At 72.0% G+C, this 18713-nt stretch carries 14 protein-coding genes and 1 pseudogene; 7 read left to right on the plus strand and 8 right to left on the minus strand.

The genetic code is table 11. The features are described 5' to 3' along the window. Positions 1–116: 116 nt before the first annotated feature. The 3 genes from ACIOC1_RS04855 to thyX form a co-directional block, all read right to left on the minus strand. The gene (locus tag ACIOC1_RS04855) at positions 117–1802 is read right to left on the minus strand and encodes a ribonuclease J (RefSeq protein ID WP_355349837.1); all 1686 of its coding nucleotides are present in this window, start codon (positions 1800–1802) and stop codon (positions 117–119) included. A 183-nt stretch (positions 1803–1985) separates the two neighbouring features. Further along, complete coding sequence (dapA, locus tag ACIOC1_RS04860) at positions 1986–2885, minus strand: 4-hydroxy-tetrahydrodipicolinate synthase (RefSeq protein WP_401852037.1); 900 nt, start codon at positions 2883–2885, stop codon at positions 1986–1988. A 188-nt stretch (positions 2886–3073) separates the two neighbouring features. After that, complete coding sequence (gene thyX, locus ACIOC1_RS04865) at positions 3074–3820, minus strand: FAD-dependent thymidylate synthase (RefSeq protein ID WP_355349831.1); 747 nt, start codon at positions 3818–3820, stop codon at positions 3074–3076. Positions 3821–4061: 241 nt separating this feature from the next. Here thyX and ACIOC1_RS04870 point away from each other — a divergent pair, with 241 nt between their 5' ends. Next, positions 4062–4607, plus strand: coding sequence for a hypothetical protein (locus tag ACIOC1_RS04870; protein ID WP_355349828.1), 546 nt, complete (start codon positions 4062–4064; stop codon positions 4605–4607). Positions 4608–4695: 88 nt separating this feature from the next. On the opposite strand, the gene ACIOC1_RS04875 is transcribed toward ACIOC1_RS04870, so the two are convergent. The 5 genes from ACIOC1_RS04875 to rpsO all read right to left on the minus strand — a co-directional run bounded on the left by ACIOC1_RS04875 (position 4696) and on the right by rpsO (position 10269). Further along, a complete protein-coding gene (locus tag ACIOC1_RS04875; RefSeq protein WP_355349825.1) occupies positions 4696–5154 on the minus strand; it encodes a hypothetical protein in 459 nt (152 codons plus the stop codon). Between the two features lie 33 nt (positions 5155–5187). Next, complete coding sequence (gene dapB, locus ACIOC1_RS04880) at positions 5188–5967, minus strand: 4-hydroxy-tetrahydrodipicolinate reductase (RefSeq protein ID WP_355349822.1); 780 nt, start codon at positions 5965–5967, stop codon at positions 5188–5190. A gap of 75 nt (positions 5968–6042) precedes the next feature. Further along, complete coding sequence (locus ACIOC1_RS04885; protein WP_391161402.1) at positions 6043–7419, minus strand: insulinase family protein; 1377 nt, start codon at positions 7417–7419, stop codon at positions 6043–6045. Then, positions 7416–9635 carry a polyribonucleotide nucleotidyltransferase gene (locus ACIOC1_RS04890; RefSeq protein ID WP_355349816.1) on the minus strand — a complete coding sequence of 740 codons (2220 nt, stop codon included), beginning with the start codon at positions 9633–9635 and terminating at the stop codon, positions 7416–7418. Before ACIOC1_RS04890 ends, ACIOC1_RS04885 begins: the two co-directional genes overlap by 4 nt. A gap of 346 nt (positions 9636–9981) precedes the next feature. Beyond that, entirely contained in the window at positions 9982–10269 is a 288-nt protein-coding gene (gene rpsO, locus ACIOC1_RS04895) for a 30S ribosomal protein S15 (RefSeq protein WP_033173003.1), read from the minus strand. 411 nt (positions 10270–10680) lie between these two features. Here rpsO and ACIOC1_RS04900 point away from each other — a divergent pair. From ACIOC1_RS04900 to ACIOC1_RS04925, 6 genes and pseudogenes are all read left to right on the plus strand, one after another. After that, positions 10681–10797: pseudogene (locus ACIOC1_RS04900) on the plus strand (SCO5717 family growth-regulating ATPase); the annotation flags it as partial. A gap of 1077 nt (positions 10798–11874) precedes the next feature. After that, positions 11875–14451: an AAA family ATPase gene (locus ACIOC1_RS04905; protein WP_401852742.1), complete on the plus strand. Its 2577-nt coding sequence runs from the start codon at positions 11875–11877 to the stop codon at positions 14449–14451. 257 nt (positions 14452–14708) lie between these two features. Then, the gene (locus ACIOC1_RS04910) at positions 14709–15644 is read left to right on the plus strand and encodes an ATP-binding cassette domain-containing protein (protein WP_391161405.1); all 936 of its coding nucleotides are present in this window, start codon (positions 14709–14711) and stop codon (positions 15642–15644) included. Then, positions 15641–16483 (plus strand): ABC transporter permease subunit, encoded by an 843-nt coding sequence (locus tag ACIOC1_RS04915; RefSeq protein WP_355349805.1) that lies wholly within the window; start codon positions 15641–15643, stop codon positions 16481–16483. Before ACIOC1_RS04910 ends, ACIOC1_RS04915 begins: the two co-directional genes overlap by 4 nt. A gap of 156 nt (positions 16484–16639) precedes the next feature. Next, positions 16640–17899: a sensor histidine kinase gene (locus ACIOC1_RS04920; protein ID WP_401852043.1), complete on the plus strand. Its 1260-nt coding sequence runs from the start codon at positions 16640–16642 to the stop codon at positions 17897–17899. Between the two features lie 149 nt (positions 17900–18048). After that, positions 18049–18669, plus strand: a complete 621-nt coding sequence (locus tag ACIOC1_RS04925) for a response regulator (RefSeq protein WP_391161731.1) — start codon at positions 18049–18051, stop codon at positions 18667–18669. The last annotated feature ends 44 nt before the right edge of the window (positions 18670–18713 follow it).

Here is an 18713-nt window from a genome sequence, read left to right on the forward strand (position 1 = left end):
CGTTCCGAGCACACACGTTTCCGCGGGTCTCGTCGAGGCGGTTGTGCCAACGTACTGGAGCGGGCCCCCGGATGCAAATCCGGGGGCCCGCTCCTGGTCCAGTGGTTGACGAGGCGTCAGACCTCAACCACCACAGGGAGGATCATCGGTCGCCGACGGTAGGTGTCGGAGACCCATTTGCCGACCGAGCGCCGGATGAGCTGCTGGATCTGGCGCGCTTCCATCACCCCGTCGGAGGCCGAACGGGACAGCCCCTCCTCGATCTTGGGGATGACGGCGGCGAATGCGTCGTCCTCGATACCCGAACCGCGGGCATGGATGTTCGGGCCGCCGACGATCTTGCCGGTGGTCGAGTCGACCACCACGAAGACCGAGACGATGCCTTCTTCCCCGAGGATGCGGCGGTCCTTCAGCGACGACTCCGTGATGTCGCCGACGGAGAGACCGTCGACGTACACGTAACCGGCCTGGACCTTGCCCGCGATTTTGGCGACGCCGTCGATGAGGTCGACGACCACGCCGTCCTCCGCGATGACGCAGCGGTTCTTGGGGATGCCGGTGAGCTGGCCGAGATCGGCGTTGGCGCGCAGGTGTCGCCATTCGCCGTGGATCGGCATCAGATTGCGCGGCTTGCAGATGTTGTAGAAGTACAGCAGTTCGCCGGCCGAGGCGTGGCCGGAGACGTGGACCTTGGCGTTGCCCTTGTGGACAACGTTGGCACCCCATCGGGTGAGGCCGTTGATCACGCGGTAGACCGCGTTCTCGTTGCCCGGGATGAGGGAGGACGCGAGGATGACGGTGTCGCCCTCGACGATCCGGATCTGGTGGTCGCGGTTCGCCATCCGGGACAGGGCGGCCATCGGCTCGCCCTGGGAGCCGGTGCAGACGAGGACGACCTTCTCGTCGGGCAGGTCGTCGAGGACCTTGACGTCCACGACGAGACCGCTGGGCACCTTGAGGTAGCCCAGGTCTCGGGCGATGCCCATGTTCCTGACCATCGAGCGGCCGACGAAGGCCACCTTGCGGCCGCGTTCGTGCGCGGCGTCCAGGACCTGCTGGATGCGGTGGACGTGGCTGGCGAAGCTCGCCACGATGATCCGCTTGTCCGCCTTGGCGAAGGTCTGCCTGAGCACCTGCGAGATGTCCCGCTCGGGTGCGACGAAGCCGGGGACCTCGGCGTTGGTGGAGTCGGCGAGGAGCAGGTCGATGCCTTCCTCGCCGAGCCGCGCGAAGGTCGGCAGGTCGGTCAGGCGGCCGTCCAGCGGGAGCTGGTCCATCTTGAAGTCGCCCGTGACGACGACCATGCCCGCCGGAGTGCGGATGGCGACGGCCAGCGCGTCCGGGATGGAGTGGTTGACGGCGACGAATTCGCAGTCGAAGGGGCCGATGCGCTCGCGCTCGCCCTCCTTGACCTCCAGCACGTACGGCCGGATGCGGTGCTCCTGGAGCTTGGCCTCGATCAGCGCGAGGGTCAGCTTGGAGCCGATCAGCGGGATGTCGTCCTTCTCCCGCAGGAGGAAGGGGACGGCGCCGATGTGGTCCTCGTGGCCGTGGGTCAGGATCACGCCGACGACGTCGTCGAGGCGGTCCCTGATGGAGGTGAAGTCCGGCAGGATCAGGTCGACGCCGGGCTGCTCTTCCTCGGGGAAGAGCACTCCGCAGTCGACGATCAGCAGCTTGCCGCCGAATTCGAAGACCGTCATATTGCGGCCGATTTCTCCGAGGCCGCCGAGCGGGGTGATCCGGAGGCCGCCGTCGGGCAGGGTCCGCGGGGGGCCGAGTTCGGGGTGCGGATGGCTCAAAAGTCTCTCCCTACCACGCGCGCCGCCGGACCCTCCTGGGTCGCGGCGCGCGTGACATCGTGTTTTCCGTGCGTATGCGGCAGTGCGCATCGTCGGCTGTGCGGTCTTTCGGCTGTGCGGTTGTGCAGTCGTTCGGTTGTGCGGTTGTGCGTGTTCGGACCTATTAAGTTGTGAAGTCTGTGGTCAGAGGTCTACCCCGCCTGCGGCGAGATCCCTCCTGAGCTGTTCGGTGGCGGCCTGGTCCAGCTCCACGAGGGGGAGCCGGAGGGGACCGGCGGGCAGTCCGCGCAGCGCGAGGGCGGTCTTGGTGGTGATGACGCCCTGGGCGCGGAACATGCCGGTGTAGACCGGCAGCAGTCGCTGGTGGATCTCGGCGGCCTTGGTGACGTCGCCGCTGGTGTACGCGTCCAGGAGCGCGCGCAGTTCGGCGGGGACCAGGTGGCCGACGACGGAGACGAAGCCGGCGGCGCCGATGGAGAGCAGCGGCAGATTGAGCATGTCGTCGCCCGAGTACCAGGCCAGGCCGCTGCGGGACATCGCCCAGCTCGCGGCGCCGAGGTCGCCCTTGGCGTCCTTGTTGGCGACGATCCGGGGGTGTTCGGCCAGCCGGACGATGGTCTCGGTGTCGATGGGGACGCCGCTGCGGCCGGGGATGTCGTAGAGCATGACGGGCAGCCCGGTGGCGTCGGCGATGGCGGTGAAGTGCCGGTACAGGCCCTCCTGCGGGGGCTTGTTGTAGTACGGCGTCACCGCGAGCAGGGCGTGGGCGCCGGCGCTCTCCGCCTGGCGGGCCAGTTCCGTGCTGTGCCGGGTGTCGTTGGTGCCGGCTCCGGCGACGACGAAGGCGCGGTCTCCGACGGCTTCCACGACGGCCCGTACGAGCCGGGCTTTCTCCGTGTCGCTCGTGGTGGGCGACTCCCCGGTCGTGCCGTTGACGACGAGACCGTCGTTCCCGGCGTCCACGAGGTGGGCGGCGAGCCGTTGCGCGCCGTCGAGATCGAGGGCGCCGTCCGCGGTGAACGGCGTGACCATTGCGGTCAGGACCCGCCCGAAGGGGGCCGTGGGGGTGGAGGTCGGAGCCATGGGTCCACGCTACTCGGTGTGTGTACGGGCATGCAGCCTCGGGACCTGCGCAAAGGACTCCGGCGGTGCCTGCTCGGGGGTTCAAGCAACGCCGGAGTCCGTTTCAGCAGCCTAGATGAACTTCACGAATGCCTGCAATCTGAACACTTCGGACATTTGACTGCGGTCGCGCCGATCGGTTCCGGCCGTTACGGTGCCACCCGGCCGTTCGCGTTGAACGCCGCGTGTGTCAGCGGCATCAGACCCGCCCACGCGGCCTCCATCCGCTCCCCCACCATCTCGATCTCCCGCTGCGGGAACGACGGCGTGGCCGCCAGTTCGTGCTGCGTCCGCAGCCCCAGGAAGTGCATCAGCGAGCGCGCGTTGCACGTCGCGTACATCGACGAGAACAACCCGACCGGCAGCGTCGCCCGCGCCACTTCCCTGGCCACCCCGGCCGCCAGCATCTCCTGGTACGCCGCGTACGAATGCGCGTACGACTCCTCCATCGCCCCCCGCACCGCCTCGTGCTGCTCCGCGGTGCCGTGCACGAACTCGTACTTCCCCGGCCGCCCCTGCTGCACCAGCTTCCGCTCGGGCCCCGGCACGTAGAACACCGGCTGCAACTCGCGGTAACGCCCGGACTCCTCGTTGTACGACCAGCCGACGCGGTGGCGCATGAACTCGCGGAAGACGAAGATCGGGGCGCTGATGAAGAAGGTCATGGAGTTGTGCTCGAAGGGGCTGCCGTGGCGGTCGCGCATCAGGTAGTTGATCAGGCCCTTGGAGCGCTCGGGGTCCTTGGTCAGCTCTTCGAGGGACTGCTCTCCGGCGGTGGAGACCCGGGCCGCCCACAGGACGTCGCCGTCAGAGGCGCTGTGCTTCACGAGGTCGACGGTCACGTCGTCGCGGAACTGGACGGGGACGGTGGTCCCGGTGGTGGTCTCGGTCGGCACCCGAGGTCCTTCCTGCTTGGCGGCTGTGCGGTTGAGCTGGTGTGCGGTTGAGCCGGTGTGCGGTCGGGCGGCTGTTCTGCCGTGCGGCGCCAGCCTATTCGCTCCGTATGACAGCGTTCGTCGGGCGGGCCAGGGCCGATCGGACGACCCGAGGTAGCCGCGGCGCCGCACGGCGGCTAGCCTCACCCGTCATAGCCCGCTCGTGCCGGAAGCTGCCGGAGACCCGAAGAGGATTCCCCGCGTGTCCCTCCCCCACAATTCCACCACCGCCTTCGTCGATGAGTTCACGCCCGGACGTGCGCTGCCGCACGCCGACCAGGACCGCTGGATGCGGCCCTACCGTCCAGGACCGTGGCGGGTCGCGACCGCGGCGCTGCTGCTGGTCTTCGCCTCGTACCTGCTGTTCGCCGCGCTGATCATGGTCGCCGCGGGAAGCGGGCAGGGCGGCGTCACGTGCCTGCTCTCGGCGTTCGTGATCATCGCGGTCACCCTGCGGCTGCTGCGCGTGGGGGTGTGGGTGAGCGGGAAGGGCCTGCGCCAGGTGGAGTTCTTCTCCACCTCGACGGTGTCGTGGAGCCAGGTGGTCTCGGTGCGCACGGCGCAGCAGCCCGTGCGGGTGCTGGGGCTGCCGCGCAGTGTGCAGGGTCAGGCGCTGGTGATCACCCGGCGCGGCGGCCGTCCGCTGCGGCCGATGCTGACCGACCACAACGCGGACTTCCTCGGCCGGGTCGAGGCGTTCGACCTCGCCGCCGACGCCATCGAGGGCTGGGCCGCCGAACTGCGCTGAGCCGCGCTCAGCTTCACCCTCCCGGGTGCACGGCAGGATGAAATCGACCGGGCACACCCGTATGTGGAGTCGCGCCCGGTCGGCCCGCCTAGACCCGCTCGCGCACCTCGCGCCCGTCGTGCAGCGCGATGGCCCGCTGCATCGCCTTGCGGGCCCGCGGGGTGTCGCGTGCGTCGAAGTACGCGACGGCGAGCCGGAACCAGTTGCGCCAGTCGTCCGGCGCGGCCTCCGTCTCGGCCTGCCGCTTGGCGAACACCGCGTCGGCCGAGTCGCGGTCGATCCGGCCGCTGGGCGTACGGACCAGTTCGTCCACGGGCAGGCCGCCCTCGGCCTCCAGTTCGCGGCCGAGCCGTCCGGCGTGGCGGGCGAACTGGGTGGTGTGCCAGAGGAACCAGGCGCCGATCAGCGGCAGGACGAGCACGGCGACGCCGAAGACGACGGTGACCGGGCGGCCGTCCGCGATGAGCAGCACCCCGCGGTCGCCGACCAGCACGAAGTAGAAGACCAGCACGACCGCGGACACGGCGTAGCTGAGTTTGGCGCGCATTTCGGTTTCCGTCCTCCGGTTCGGTCCTCCGCGTCAGCCCTCGTCCGGCTGAAGCGCGCGGTGGTCGTCCGAGAGGAAGTGTTCCAGGCCGAAGGTGAGGCCGGGGACACCGGGCACGGTACGGGCCGCTAGCAGGATGCCCGGCATGAAGCTGCTGTGGTGCAGCGAGTCGTGCCGGATGGTGAGGGTCTCGCCGGTGTCGCCGAAGAGCACTTCCTGGTGGGCGAGCAGGCCGCGCAGTCGTACCGAGTGCACCGGGACGCCGTCGACGTCCGCGCCGCGGGCGCCGTCCAGGGCGTGGGTGGTGGGGTCCTCCTGCGGGGCGCGGCCCGCCTCCGCGCGGGCGGCGGCGATGAGCTGCGCGGTACGGGTGGCGGTGCCACTGGGGGCGTCCGCCTTCCGGTTGTGGTGCAGCTCGATGACCTCGACGCTCTCGAACCAGCGGGCGGCCTGCTGGGCGAAGCGCATGGTGAGGACGGCGCCGATGGAGAAGTTCGGCGCGATGAGCACCCCGGTGGCGGGCGAGGCGGCGAGCCGGCCGCGCAGGGTGTCGAGCCGCTGCGGGGTCCAGCCGGTGGTGCCGACCACCGCGTGGATGCCGTGGCCGACGCAGAACTCCAGATTGCCCATGACGGCGTCGGGGTGCGTCAGGTCGACGGCGACCTGCGTACCGGACTCGGTCAGTGTCTCCAGCCGGTCGTCGCGGTCGATCGCCGCGACGAGGTCGAGGTCGTCGGCCGCCTCGACCGCGCGTGCCGCCTCTGATCCGATCCGGCCCTTGGCGCCGATGACGGCCACACGGAGCTTGCTCATCGTTGTCCTGTCCTCGTCCTTCGCATCTCACATCGGTTGACGGCACGCGCGCCGCGGCTCCCGCGAGCCGGCCCGCTACGCGAGCGCCTCGCGCAGGCGCGCGCTCTGCTTCTCCTTGAGCGGCCCTATGACGGCCAGCGACGGCCGCTGGCCCAGTACATCGCGGGCCACCGCGCGTACGTCGTCCGGGGTCACCGCGGCGATCCGGCCGAGCAGGTCGTCGACGGACAACTGCTCGCCCCAGCACAGCTCGCTCTTGCCGAGCCGGTTCATCAGGGCGCCGGTGTCCTCGAGACCGAGCACCGTGGAGCCGGAGAGCTGGCCGATCGCGCGGCCGATCTCCTCGTCGGTCAGGCCGTGTTCCGCGACCTGGTGCAGCTCGTCCCGGCAGATCTTGAGCACTTCCGGCACCCGGCGCGGCTGGCAGCCCGCGTAGACGCCGAAGAGGCCGCAGTCCGCGAAGGACGAGGTGTAGGAGTACACCGAGTAGGCCAGGCCGCGCTTCTCGCGCACTTCCTGGAAGAGCCGGGAGCTCATGCCGCCGCCGAGCGCGGTGTTGAGCACGCTGAGCGCCCAGCGCCGGTCGTCGTTGCGCGACAGGCCGGGCATGCCGAGGACGACATGGGCCTGCTCGGTGCGCCGGTCGAGCAGTTCGAGGTGGCCCGCGGCGCGGAGCGTACGGCTGCCGGAGCGCGGCGCCATCGGGACGGCGTCCGGGTCGTGCAGGGCGCCCGCGTTCTCGAAGGCGCGGCGGACCTGGCGGACGACGGCCGCGTGGTCGACGTTGCCCGCGGCGGCGACGACGAGCCGCGTGGGGTCGTAGTGCCGCTTGTAGAAGCGGGCGACCTGGTCGCGGGTGAGCGCGTTGATGGTCTCGACGGTGCCGAGGACGGGGCGGCCGAGCGGGGTGTCGCCGAGCATCGCGGTGGTGAACAGGTCGTGCACCTGGTCGCCGGGGTCGTCCTCGGTCATCGCGATCTCCTCCAGGATGACGCCGCGTTCGGCGTCGATGTCCTCCTGGCGGATCAGCGACCCGGTGAGCATGTCGCAGACCACGTCGATGGCCAGCGGCAGATCGGTGTCGAGCACCCGCGCGTAGTAGCAGGTGTACTCCTTGGACGTGAAGGCGTTCATCTCGCCGCCGACCGCGTCCACGGCCGCGGAGATGTCCAGTGCGCTGCGGCGCTCGGTGCCCTTGAAGAGCAGGTGCTCCAGGTAGTGGGTGGCGCCGTTGAGCACCGGGGTCTCGTCGCGGGAGCCGACGGCCGCCCAGATGCCGAAGGTGGCGGAACGGACGGTGGGCAGCGTCTCGGTGACGACGCGCAGCCCGCCGGGCAGGACGCTGCGCCGTACGGTGCCGATGCCGTCGGTGCCCGGGAGGAGGGTCCGCGTGCGGACGGCCCGCCCCTTGGTGGAGGGGCGGGCCGTCACTGCGGTGGAGCGGGTCGTCACTTCTCCGACTCGTCCTTCGCGTCCTCGGCGTCGTCTTCGCCCTCGATGACCGGGATCAGCGAGAGCTTGCCGCGCTGGTCGATCTCGGCGATCTCGACCTGCACCTTGGCGCCCACACCGAGAACGTCCTCGACGTTCTCGACGCGCTTGCCGCCGGCGAGCTTACGGATCTGCGAGATGTGCAGCAGGCCGTCCTTGCCGGGCATCAGCGAGACGAACGCGCCGAAGGTGGTCGTCTTCACGACCGTGCCCAGGTAGCGCTCGCCGACCTCGGGCATCGTCGGGTTGGCGATCTGGTTGATCACCGCGCGGGCCGCCTCGGCCTGCGAGCCCTCGGTGGCGCCGATCAGCACCGTGCCGTCGTCCTCGATGGAGATGTCGGCGCCGGTGTCCTCCTGGATCTGGTTGATCATCTTGCCCTTGGGGCCGATGACCTCGCCGATCTTGTCCACGGGGATCTTGATGCTGATGATCCGCGGGGCGTTGGGGGACATCTCGTCCGGGACGTCGATGGCCTCGTTCATCACATCGAGGATGTGGAGGCGGGCGTCGCGGGCCTGCTTCAGCGCGGCGGCCAGCACGGAGGCGGGGATGCCGTCGAGCTTGGTGTCGAGCTGGAGCGCGGTCACGAAGTTCTTCGTGCCGGCGACCTTGAAGTCCATGTCGCCGAACGCGTCCTCGGCGCCGAGGATGTCGGTGAGCGCCACGTAGTGCGTCTCGCCGTCGATCTCCTGCGAGATCAGGCCCATGGCGATACCGGCAACGGGGGCCTTGAGCGGCACACCGGCGTTCAGCAGCGACATGGTGGAGGCGCAGACCGAGCCCATCGACGTGGAGCCGTTGGAGCCGAGCGCTTCGGAGACCTGACGGATCGCGTAGGGGAACTCCTCGCGGGTCGGCAGGACCGGGATCAGGGCGCGCTCGGCGAGCGCGCCGTGGCCGATCTCGCGGCGCTTGGGCGAGCCCACGCGGCCGGTCTCACCGACCGAGTACGGCGGGAAGTTGTAGTTGTGCATGTAGCGCTTGCGGGTCTCGGGCGCCAGGGTGTCGAGCTGCTGCTCCATGCGGAGCATGTTGAGGGTGGTGACGCCCAGGATCTGGGTCTCGCCACGCTCGAACAGCGCGGAGCCGTGCACGCGCGGGATGGCCTCGACCTCGGCGGCCAGCGTACGGATGTCCGTGACGCCGCGGCCGTCGATGCGGACCTTGTCCTTGATGACGCGCTGGCGGACCAGCTTCTTGGTCAGCGAGCGGTACGCGGCGGAGATCTCCTTCTCGCGGCCCTCGAACTGCGGGAGGAGCTTCTCGGCGGCCAGACCCTTGACGCGGTCCAGCTCGGCCTCACGGGCCTGCTTGCCGGGGATGGTGAGCGCCTGGGCCAGCTCGCCGGTGACGGCGGACTCCAGGGCCTCGAACACGTCCTCCTGGTAGTCCAGGAAGATCGGGAACTCGCCGGTGGGCTTGGCGGCCTTGGCGGCCAGCTCGGACTGCGCCTTGCAGAGCGTCCGGATGAACGGCTTGGCGGCTTCGAGGCCCGCGGCCACGATCTCCTCGGTCGGCGCCTCGGCGCCGCCCGCGACGAGCTGGATCGTCTTGGCGGTGGCCTCGGCCTCCACCATCATGATCGCGACGTCGCCGTCCTCGAGGGTGCGGCCCGCGACGACCATGTCGAAGACGGCGTCCTCGAGCTCGCTGTGGGTCGGGAACGCGACCCACTGGCCCTTGATGAGGGCGACGCGGACGCCGCCGATCGGGCCGGAGAAGGGCAGGCCCGCGAGCTGCGTGGAGCAGGAGGCGGCGTTGATCGCGACCACGTCGTACAGGTGGTCGGGGTTGAGCGCCATGACCGTGCAGACGACCTGGATCTCGTTGCGCAGGCCCTTGACGAAGGACGGGCGCAGCGGGCGGTCGATCAGCCGGCAGGTGAGGATCGCGTCCTCGGAGGGGCGGCCCTCGCGGCGGAAGAAGGAACCGGGGATCCGGCCGGCCGCGTACATGCGCTCCTCGACGTCCACCGTGAGGGGGAAGAAGTCGAAGTGCTCCTTGGGCTGCTTCGAGGCGCTGGTGGCCGACAGCACCATGGTGTCGTCGTCCAGGTAGGCCACGGCGGAGCCGGCGGCCTGACGGGCCAGGCGGCCCGTCTCGAAGCGGATGGTGCGGGTGCCGAACGTGCCGTTGTCGATAACGGCTTCGGCGTAGTGGGTCTCGTTCTCCACTATGGGGATTCTCCTCGTCCATGCCCGCAGGGCGTTTCCCTGGCGGGCCATCGGTGGAGGGGCGTCCTGTTACCGGTGCCGGTCTTCGATCGAAGCCTCCGGGGCGTGTGTCTTCCGGAGGCCACTACCGAGGACCGGCTGTTCGGCGATCAGGAGGACGCTCCTCCTCATACTTGATAACCATTGCACCAGACGACGGAGACATCACGCACTTCATGTGCGCGCTTCGTCGCTCGGCGCGTATATGGCCACTACGGCGATGCTTCGCCGTACACGGCGCGTATCGCGTATACGGCAAAGGGGGAGCGGCCCCGACTCGCGGGTACCGCTCCCCCTCCACGGCGTCTTAGCGAACGCCCGCGGCGCCGGCACGGATGCCGAGGCGCTCGCGGAGCTCACGGAAGCGCGTGATGTCCTTCTTGGCCAGGTACTGCAGCAGACGGCGGCGCTGGCCGACCAGGATCAGCAGACCACGACGCGAGTGGTGGTCGTGCTTGTGGGTCTTGAGGTGCTCGGTCAGGTCCGAGATACGGCGCGAGAGCAGAGCGACCTGGACCTCGGGGGAGCCCGTGTCGCCCTCCTTGGTACCGAACTCGGCGATGATCTGCTTCTTCGTCTCGACGTCGAGCGACATACGGACTCCTCAGGTGTCAGTGGCCTCCGAGCGCCCCCGGTATTCATCGCGGGGGATGCTTCGTTGACTCGCGAGGCGCGGGATCACGGGGTGTGTACACACACGTGACCGTCACCCAGAGTACCAGCCCGCGGCGGTCCGCTTACCCGCGGGTCATCTCCGGGCGCGGGCGGGGACGCCGCCCGGCGCGTGAGGGTGGTGTGCGAGGGGCACTGACCCATGAGGGCGGGCCTGACATCGGAAGGCTACCGACGATTAGTCTTGCCCCTGACGGGGAGGGGGATCGGACATGGGATGCGTGGGTATGCGCGCAGCGGTGCGGTCCCGCGACGGTGTCCCGCGCCGACGAGCGGCTTTTTACGGGCCGGACTCGTCGCGGGGACACGGTGAAGCAGCAGACCAGGAGGCATTGTGAGCAGCGATCGGGACGACAGCCGCGTGGGCGGGGCCGGCCCTGTCGAGGACCGGGGCGACGCCGACTACACGGGTGAGTTCAGCCTGGGCGACGCGGCGCCCGCCTGGTACATGGGGGACGCGGGCGGCTCCGCGGACGCCGACGACGCCGATGAGGCGGCGGACAGCGGCTCGGATTCCGGCGCGGGCGCCGATTCCGGTTCCGTTCCTGTCACGGATTCGGGGTCCTTCACGGGCTCGGGTCCGCAGACGGGCGCGCGGTCGGACCGGCGCTCGGATACGGGTGCCGCAGGTTCCTCCCCTGCTTCTGGTCCCGGCTCCGAGCGGGGGGCGGGGCTGACGGGTGACGCGGCGGGTTCGTCGGAGTCGTCGGAGTCGTCGTGGTCCGCCGCCGCCGTGCCGTCGCTGCCCCTGCCCACGCCCGGCCCTTCGGCGTCGGCGGCCGAACCGTCCTGGTCGGCCGCGGCCGTACCGTCGATCCCGGTTCCGCGCGCCGCGTCGGCCGAGTCGGCGGGCGAGCCCGCGCGCGCGTCGGCGGGCGCGTCGGCGGGCGCGGACCGTTCGGACGGCTCGGACCGCTCGGAAGGTGCGGCGAAGCGGGAGCCCGAGTCCGCGCCTGCGGCGGAGGCCGCGGCCACGTCGGAGCCGGAGCCGGTACGGGCTTCCGCGTCGGGGTCCGGTACGCCCGGTGGTTCGGGATTCCCCGCTTTCGGGGGCCGCGAGGACGGCGCGCCCGACGCCACGGTGCGCTTCTCCGCCGCCGCGTTGCGGCGCGAGGTCGAGGAGCGCGAGGCCGGCAAGCGGAAGCCGCCGGAGCCGGCCGTCTCCTCTCCTACGTCCTCTTCTACGTCTTCTACGTCCTCGTCCGCCGCCGATGACGAGCCTGCGGAGGCCAAGCCCGCCGCGCCCGCTCCCGCTGCCCCTGCCGCTACCGCTGCCGCGAAGCCGTCGGCACCGTCGGAGCCCGAGGCCGAGGAGGCCCCGGCCGCGCCTCGTGCCCCGGTCTGGGTGCCGCTGCCCGGCGCGGCGGACGCCCTCCCGTGGGCGCCCGGCGCACCGCGCGGCCCCGTACCGCCGCTCCCCCCGGACTTCGAGCGCGCGGAGCCCTCGCACCCCGCCCCGGACAGCTCCCCGGCCGCCCCGCGACAGGGGTACGGTTTCCCGCCCGCCGCCGACGCACCGGCCGCACCCCTGCACCTCGGCGGCCCCAACCCGCCCGCACCTCAACAGGATTACGGCAATCCCCCGGCGGCCAACGCTCCGGCGGCACCTCCGGCCGCCCCCTTGCACCCCGGCGGCCCCAACCCGCCCGCACCCCAACAGGGCTACGGCTTCCCCCCGGCAGCCGACGCCCCCGCCGCACCACCGGCAGCGTCGCTGCACCCCGGCGGCCCCAACCCCCCTGCCCCGCAACAGGGTTACGGCTTCCCGCCCGCCGCCGACGCCCCCGCCGCACCACCGGCAGCACCGCTGCACCCCGGCGGCCCCAACCCGCCCGCACCCCAACAGGGTTACGGCTTCCCCCCGCCGACCGCCGAGCCCGCGCAGCAGGGGAACGCGGGTCCTGCGGCGGCGGCGCCGTTGCACAGCTTCCCGCCGCCGACCGGGCAGCCGGTGAATCTCCCTGCCCGTCAGGAGCCCCCGGCCGCCGCGCAGCCGGGTCCGGTCCAGCAGCCGGGCCAGCCCGTGCCGCCGACCGGCTACGCCCAGCCGCAGCCGCAGCCGCACCCTCAGTCTCAGCCTCAAGCGCAGCCGCCCGCGCCGGTCGCGGGGACGCCGGACGCGCCGCAGGGCCAGGGGTACGGCTTCCCGCCGCCCGCGGCGCCGCACGCCCCGGTCCCGGCGCCCGCTCAGGTCCAGCCGCCGCAGGCACCGGAACCGCAGGACGCGGTGCCCGAGCCGAACGACGCGGTGCCGCAGGACACCCCGGAGCGGAATCTGCCCGCGCCGACCGGCTTCGGAGCGCCGCCGCAGGGCGGGACACAGCCGTACACGGCGGGCCCCGTACCGTCGGGACTGCCGCACGAGCCGGTGGCGCCGCAGCAGGGCGCGGGTCCCGCGCAGGGCAGCGGTTACGGTTTCCCGCAGCACGCGCAGCCGGGCCAGGACCAGGCGGCGCCGCTTCAGCCGCTGCCGCAGCAGGGCGGTTACGGCTTCCCGCAGCCGGGGCAGCCGCACCAGCCGCAGCAGCCCGCGCGGCCCGACCCGCAGGGTCAGCAGCAGGCCCCGCAGCCTCCGCCTCCGCAGCCGCAGGCACCGGCCGACCCACGGATGGGCGGCTGGCCCACCGTCACGCCCGACCAGCGGCAGCCCACGACGCAGGGCGGCACGCCGCTCGGCTATACGGCGGCCGTGGAGCTGTCGTCGGACCGGCTGCTGCGCAATCCGCCGAAGGCGAAGCGCGCGGGCGCGAACGCGCAGCCGTCGCGGTTCAAGATCGGCGGCAAGAAGGAGGAGGCGGAGCGGCAGCGGAAGCTGGAGCTGATCCGTACGCCGGTGCTGTCGTGCTACCGGATCGCGGTGATCAGCCTCAAGGGCGGCGTGGGCAAGACGACCACGACGACCGCGCTGGGCTCGACGCTGGCCTCCGAGCGACAGGACAAGATCCTGGCGATCGACGCCAACCCGGACGCGGGCACCCTCGGCCGCCGGGTGCGGCGCGAGACGGGGGCGACGATCCGCGACCTCGTACAGGCGATCCCGTACCTCAACAGCTACATGGACATCCGCCGGTTCACCTCGCAGGCGACGTCGGGGCTCGAGATCATCGCGAACGACGTGGACCCGGCGGTCTCGACGGCGTTCAGCGACGAGGACTACCGGCGGGCGATAGACGTGCTGGGCCGCCAGTACCCGGTGATCCTCACGGACTCCGGCACCGGTCTGCTGTACAGCGCGATGCGCGGAGTCCTCGACCTGGCCGACCAGTTGATCATCGTGTCGACGCCGTCGGTGGACGGCGCGTCCAGCGCGAGCACCACGTTGGACTGGCTGTCGGCGCACGGGTACGCGGAGTTGGTGTCGCGGAGCATCACGGTCATCTCGGGGGTCAGGGAGACCGGCAAGATGATCAAGGTCGACGACATCGTGGCGCACTTCCAGACCCGCTGCCGCGGTGTCCAGGTGGTGCCCTTCGACGAACACCTCGCCGCGGGCGCGGAGGTCGACCTCGACATGATGCGGCCCAAGACCCGCGAGGCGTACTTCAACCTGTCGGCGATGGTCGCGGAGGACTTCACGCGCGCCCAGCAGGCGCAGGGGCTGTGGACGGCCGACGGGGTCAACCCGCCGCCGCACCAGGCGCCGCCGATGCCGGTCCAGGGCGGCGGCCAGGCCGGTCCCGGCTACGGCCCCTACGCCGCTCCGCAGGGCGGTTTCCCCGCGCCGCCACCGCCGCAGCAGGGCGGTTACCCTCCGCCGCAGCAGCCCCAGCAACCGCAGCAGGGCGGCTATCCGGCACCGCAGCACGGCGGTTACCCGGCGCCGGGTCAGGCGGGTCAGCCGGGACAGCCCGGCCAGCCCGGTCCGTACGGCGGTCCGCCGCAGGCTCCGCAGCCGTACCCGCCGGGCCAGCAGGCGGCGCCCGCGCCCTTCCAGCCGCAGTCGCCGCAGCCCCAGGCCCCGCAGCCGCAGCAGGGGTGGCCGCAGCAGCCCGCGCCGCCGCAGGGCGAGCAGCCGTACGGCGGGCCGCCGCAGGATCCGCAGAACCCGCAGGCGCCGCAGCTCCCGCCGGGGTACGGCTACCCGCCGCCGCCCGCCCCGCAGTAGCCGGGGGCAGGCGGGCCCGCACGGGCGCACAGCGCGGACACAGGGGCCGCCACCACGCGTTGTCGCTGGTGGCGGCCCTGGTCGTCCCCGGCCGCAGCGGCGGCCGGGCGGCGCGTACAACAGTTGGTGTACGGGGCGTCCCCCCGGAGGCGCACGCGGGCGGGGCCGGAATCCGCCCGTGGACCGTCGCCGCGGCGGGCGCGGGGAACAAGGATGGGATCATCCCTTCCCGCTGACGCACCGCCGAGGACGATCCGATGATCGAAGCCCACGCCCTGACCAAACGGTACGGCGAGCGCACCGCCGTGTCCGACCTGAGTTTCACCGTCCGGCCCGGCGTGGTGACCGGATTCCTCGGCCCCAACGGCGCGGGGAAATCGACCACGATGCGGATGATCCTGGGCCTGGACGCGCCGACGTCGGGCGGTGTCACCGTCAACGGCAAGCAGTACGCGGAGCACCGCGCGCCGCTGCACGAGGTGGGCGCGATGCTGGAGGCACGCGCCATCCACACCGGCAGGAGCGCGTACAACCACCTGTTGTCGCTGGCCGCCACCACGGGGATTCCGCGCCGCCGGGTGGACGAGGTGATCGACATCGTGGGTCTGGGCGAGGTGGCCCGCAAGCGGGTCGGCGGTTTCTCGCTCGGCATGGGGCAGCGCCTCGGCATCGCGAGCGCGCTGCTGGGCGACCCGGCGACGCTGGTGCTGGACGAGCCGGTCAACGGCCTGGACCCGGAGGGCATCCTCTGGATCCGCAATCTCCTCAAGGACCAGGCCGCGGAGGGCCGTACGGTCCTGCTCTCCTCCCACCTGATGTCCGAAATGGCGCTGACCGCCGAGCACTTGATCGTCATCGGGCGGGGGCGGCTGATCGCCGACACGTCGGTGGCGGAATTCGTGCGGGCCGCGGCGGGGACGTCGGTGCGGGTGCGGACCGACGAGGCGGAGCGGCTGCGGAAGCTGCTGGCGGGCCCCGATGTGTCGGTGGCGTCGGTGGAGCGCGGTGTGCTGGAGGTGACCGGGCTCAGCAGTGACCGGATCGGCCGGATCGCGGCCGACCAGGGCGTCGCGCTGGCCGAACTGACGCCGCAGCAGGCGTCGTTGGAAGAGGCGTTCATGGAACTGACCAGGGACGCCGTGGAGTACCAGGCACCGGCGCCCGTGCGCGAGCGGGAAGGACAGGCGGCATGAGCACTGCCACCATCGACAAGGCGCCGGAGACTCCCGGGGCGAGGGTGACCGCGCCGCGCGGCGAGGTCACCCTCGCCCGCGTGCTGCACTCCGAGTGGATCAAGCTGCGGACGCTGCGGTCCACCTTCTACACGCTGATCGCGGGCATGGTCGCGCTGATCGGTTTCGGCGCGCTGTTCTGCGCGGTCACCGCGAACCGCTGGCCGCACATGTCGCCGCACGAGCGGGCCGACTTCGAGCCCGCTCTGACCAGTCTGCGCGGCTTCTTCCTCGCGCAGCTCGCGGTCGGTGTGCTCGGTGTCCTGATGATCACCGGTGAGTACGCGACCGGCATGATCAGGGCGTCGCTGTCCGCGGTGCCGCGGCGGCTGCCGGTGCTGTGGGCGAAGGCCGGGCTGTACGCGGCGGTGACCTGGGTGGTGATGACGGCGGGCGCGCTGATCGCCTTCCTGGTCGGTCAGGCGCTGTTGTCCTCCCGGCACATCGGCACCTCGCTGAGCGACCCCGGCGTGACCCGGATGGTGCTGGGCGCGGGCCTGTATCTGACGGTCGTGGGGCTGCTGGGCGTCGCGATAGGCGCCCTGGTCCGCAACACGGCGGGCGGTATCGCCACCGTCTTCGGCCTGCTGCTCGTCCTGCCGGTGCTCGCCGAGGCGCTGCCCACCTCGTGGGCCGACCACATCAACAAGTACCTGCCGAGCAACGCGGGACAGTCGCTGATCTCGCTGCACCAGGACGCCACGAGCCTCGCGCCCTGGACGGGGTTCCTGGTGTTCTGTCTCTACGCGGCGGTGGCGCTCGCGGGCGCGGCGGTGCTGCTCAAGCGGCGCGACGCGTGACGACGGCGTGACGAGGACGCGATGACGTACCCGCTGCCGTCCACCGCGACGGCACAGGACCCGGCTGCCCGGGGGAACGCCCCGCGGCAGCCGGGACCGGCGTCCGCGGACACCGGCGCGCCGGTCCCCTTGAGCACTGGCCCCATGGGCACCGGCATGTCGCCCGTGCGATCGGCTGCGACCGGACCGGCCCCCGCGTGGCGGGTGCTGGCCGGGCGGGCCCGGCGGCGGGTGGGACGGCGGCTGCCCCCGATGGTGGTGGACGGGCTGTTCGCCGCCACGCTCTACGTGGGTCTCAGCATGCTGGCGCGGGCGGCGCTGCGGGACGATCCGGTGCCGTTCCTGGCGCTGGGGGCGGGGCTCACGGCGCCGTTGGTGTGGCGGCGGCGGGCGCCGCTCGCGGTCTTCGCCTGCATCGCGGCGACGGCCTTCGTGCAGTGGCTGCTGGACTTCCAGGTCCCGGCCGACGTGGCGCTGCTGGTGGCGCTCTACACCGTGGCCGCGTACTGCGACCGGCGGCGGCTGATGATGGCCTTCGGCGTGCTGGAGGTCGGGGTCGTCCTGGCCACGGTGAGCTGGGCGATGCACGACCGGAGCGCGGGGACCTTCGTCTCGCTGTCGGCGATGGCCGTCGCGGCGGCGGTCTTCGGTGTGAACATGCGCAGCCGCCGGGACCGTCTGGCCTTCCTGGAGGACCGGGCGGTGCGGCTGGAGCGGGAGCGGGACCAGCGGGCGCAGTTGGCGGTGGCCGACGAACGGGCCAGGATCGCACGGGAGATGCACGACATCGTGACGCACAATCTGTCGGTGATGGTGGCGCTCGCGGACGGTGCGGTCTTCGCGCAGCAGCGCACCCCCGAGCGGGCGACGACCGCGATGCGGCAGGTGTCGGCGACCGGGCGGCAGGCGATCACGGACATGCGGCGCTTCCTGGGGGTGCTGCGGGCGGACGAGCCGGACGCGCTGCGGCATCCGATGCCGGGCATCGCGCAGCTCGAATCGCTGGTGGACCAGGTACGGGCGGCGGGGCTGCCGACGGTGCTGTCCGTGGCGGGCGATCCGGGCCCGGTGCCCGTGGCGGCGCAGCTCACCGTCTACCGGCTGGTCCAGGAGGCGTTGACGAACACGCTCAAGCACGCGCCCGCCGGGACCAGCGCGGAGGTGCGGATCGGCTGCGCCCCCGACGCGCTGACCGTGACCGTCACCGACGACGGCCCGGGCACGCACCCCGCGGCGGCCGACACCGCGCACGGCGGCGCGATCGCCGAGGGTGCGGCGGCCCCGGCGGGGCACGGCATACCCGGCATGCGGGAGCGGGCGGCGGCGTACGGCGGTTCGCTGGTTGCGGGGCCGCTGCCCGGTGGCGGCTGGCGGGTCGCGGCGGTGCTCGTCCTCGGCGCCCCGGAGCCGATATGACCGGCGGGGCGGCGGAGCCCGCGCCCGGCGGGAGCGGGAACGACGGGCGCGGAGCCGACGACAGCGGAGCCGACGACAGCGGAGCCGACGAGGACGGGGGCGGGCGGGTGATCAGGGTGCTGCTGGTGGACGACGAGCCGTTGCTGCGGATGGCGTTCACGATGGTGCTGGACGCGCAGTCCGACATGCGGCCGGTCGGCGAGGCGGGCGACGGCGCGGAGGCGGTGCGGCTCACGGAGTCGCTGCGGCCCGACGTGGTGCTGATGGACGTCCGGATGCCCGGCACCGACGGCATCGAGGCCACCACGCGGATCGTACGGCGCTGCCCGGATTCCAAGGTGCTGATCCTGACCACCTTCGACCTGGACGAATACGCCTTCGCCGGGCTGAAGGCGGGCGCGTCCGGCTTCCTGCTGAAGAACGCGCTGCCCGAGGAACTGCTGGGCGCCATCCGCTCGGTGGCCGCGGGCGACGCGGTGGTGGCACCGCGCATCACGCGCCGCCTGCTGGAGAACTTCGCGCACCAGCTCCCCTCGGCGTCCGGCGGCTCCGAGGGCGACGGGCGGCTGAACCGGCTGACCGCCCGCGAGCGGGAGGTGCTGGTGGAGGTCGGCCGCGGCCTGTCCAACACGGAGATCGCGGGCACGCTGCACCTGGCGGAGGCGACGGTGAAGACCCATCTGAGCCGGATTCTGGTCAAGTTGGAGCTGCGCGACCGTGTGCAGGCCGTCGTCTTCGCCTATGAGACCCGGCTGATCCGCCCCACCTGAGGCCCGGGGCTCCCGCGCGCTCCCGCCCGAACGCTGTCAGGTGG

It is taken from the genome of Streptomyces sp. NPDC088197 (assembly GCF_044741185.1).
Taxonomy (GTDB): Bacteria; Actinomycetota; Actinomycetes; order Streptomycetales; family Streptomycetaceae; genus Actinacidiphila.

Coding starts and splice junctions, on each gene's coding strand:
- dapA (WP_401852037.1), bottom strand. CDS start 2,885: ATGGCTCCGACCTCCACCCCCACGGCCCCCTTCGGGCGGGTCCTGACC.
- ACIOC1_RS04875 (WP_355349825.1), bottom strand. CDS start 5,154: ATGCGCGCCAAACTCAGCTACGCCGTGTCCGCGGTCGTGCTGGTCTTC.
- dapB (WP_355349822.1), bottom strand. CDS start 5,967: ATGAGCAAGCTCCGTGTGGCCGTCATCGGCGCCAAGGGCCGGATCGGA.
- rpsO (WP_033173003.1), bottom strand. CDS start 10,269: ATGTCGCTCGACGTCGAGACGAAGAAGCAGATCATCGCCGAGTTCGGT.
- ACIOC1_RS04910 (WP_391161405.1), top strand. CDS start 14,709: ATGATCGAAGCCCACGCCCTGACCAAACGGTACGGCGAGCGCACCGCC.
- ACIOC1_RS04915 (WP_355349805.1), top strand. CDS start 15,641: ATGAGCACTGCCACCATCGACAAGGCGCCGGAGACTCCCGGGGCGAGG.
- ACIOC1_RS04920 (WP_401852043.1), top strand. CDS start 16,640: ATGTCGCCCGTGCGATCGGCTGCGACCGGACCGGCCCCCGCGTGGCGG.
- ACIOC1_RS04925 (WP_391161731.1), top strand. CDS start 18,049: ATGGCGTTCACGATGGTGCTGGACGCGCAGTCCGACATGCGGCCGGTC.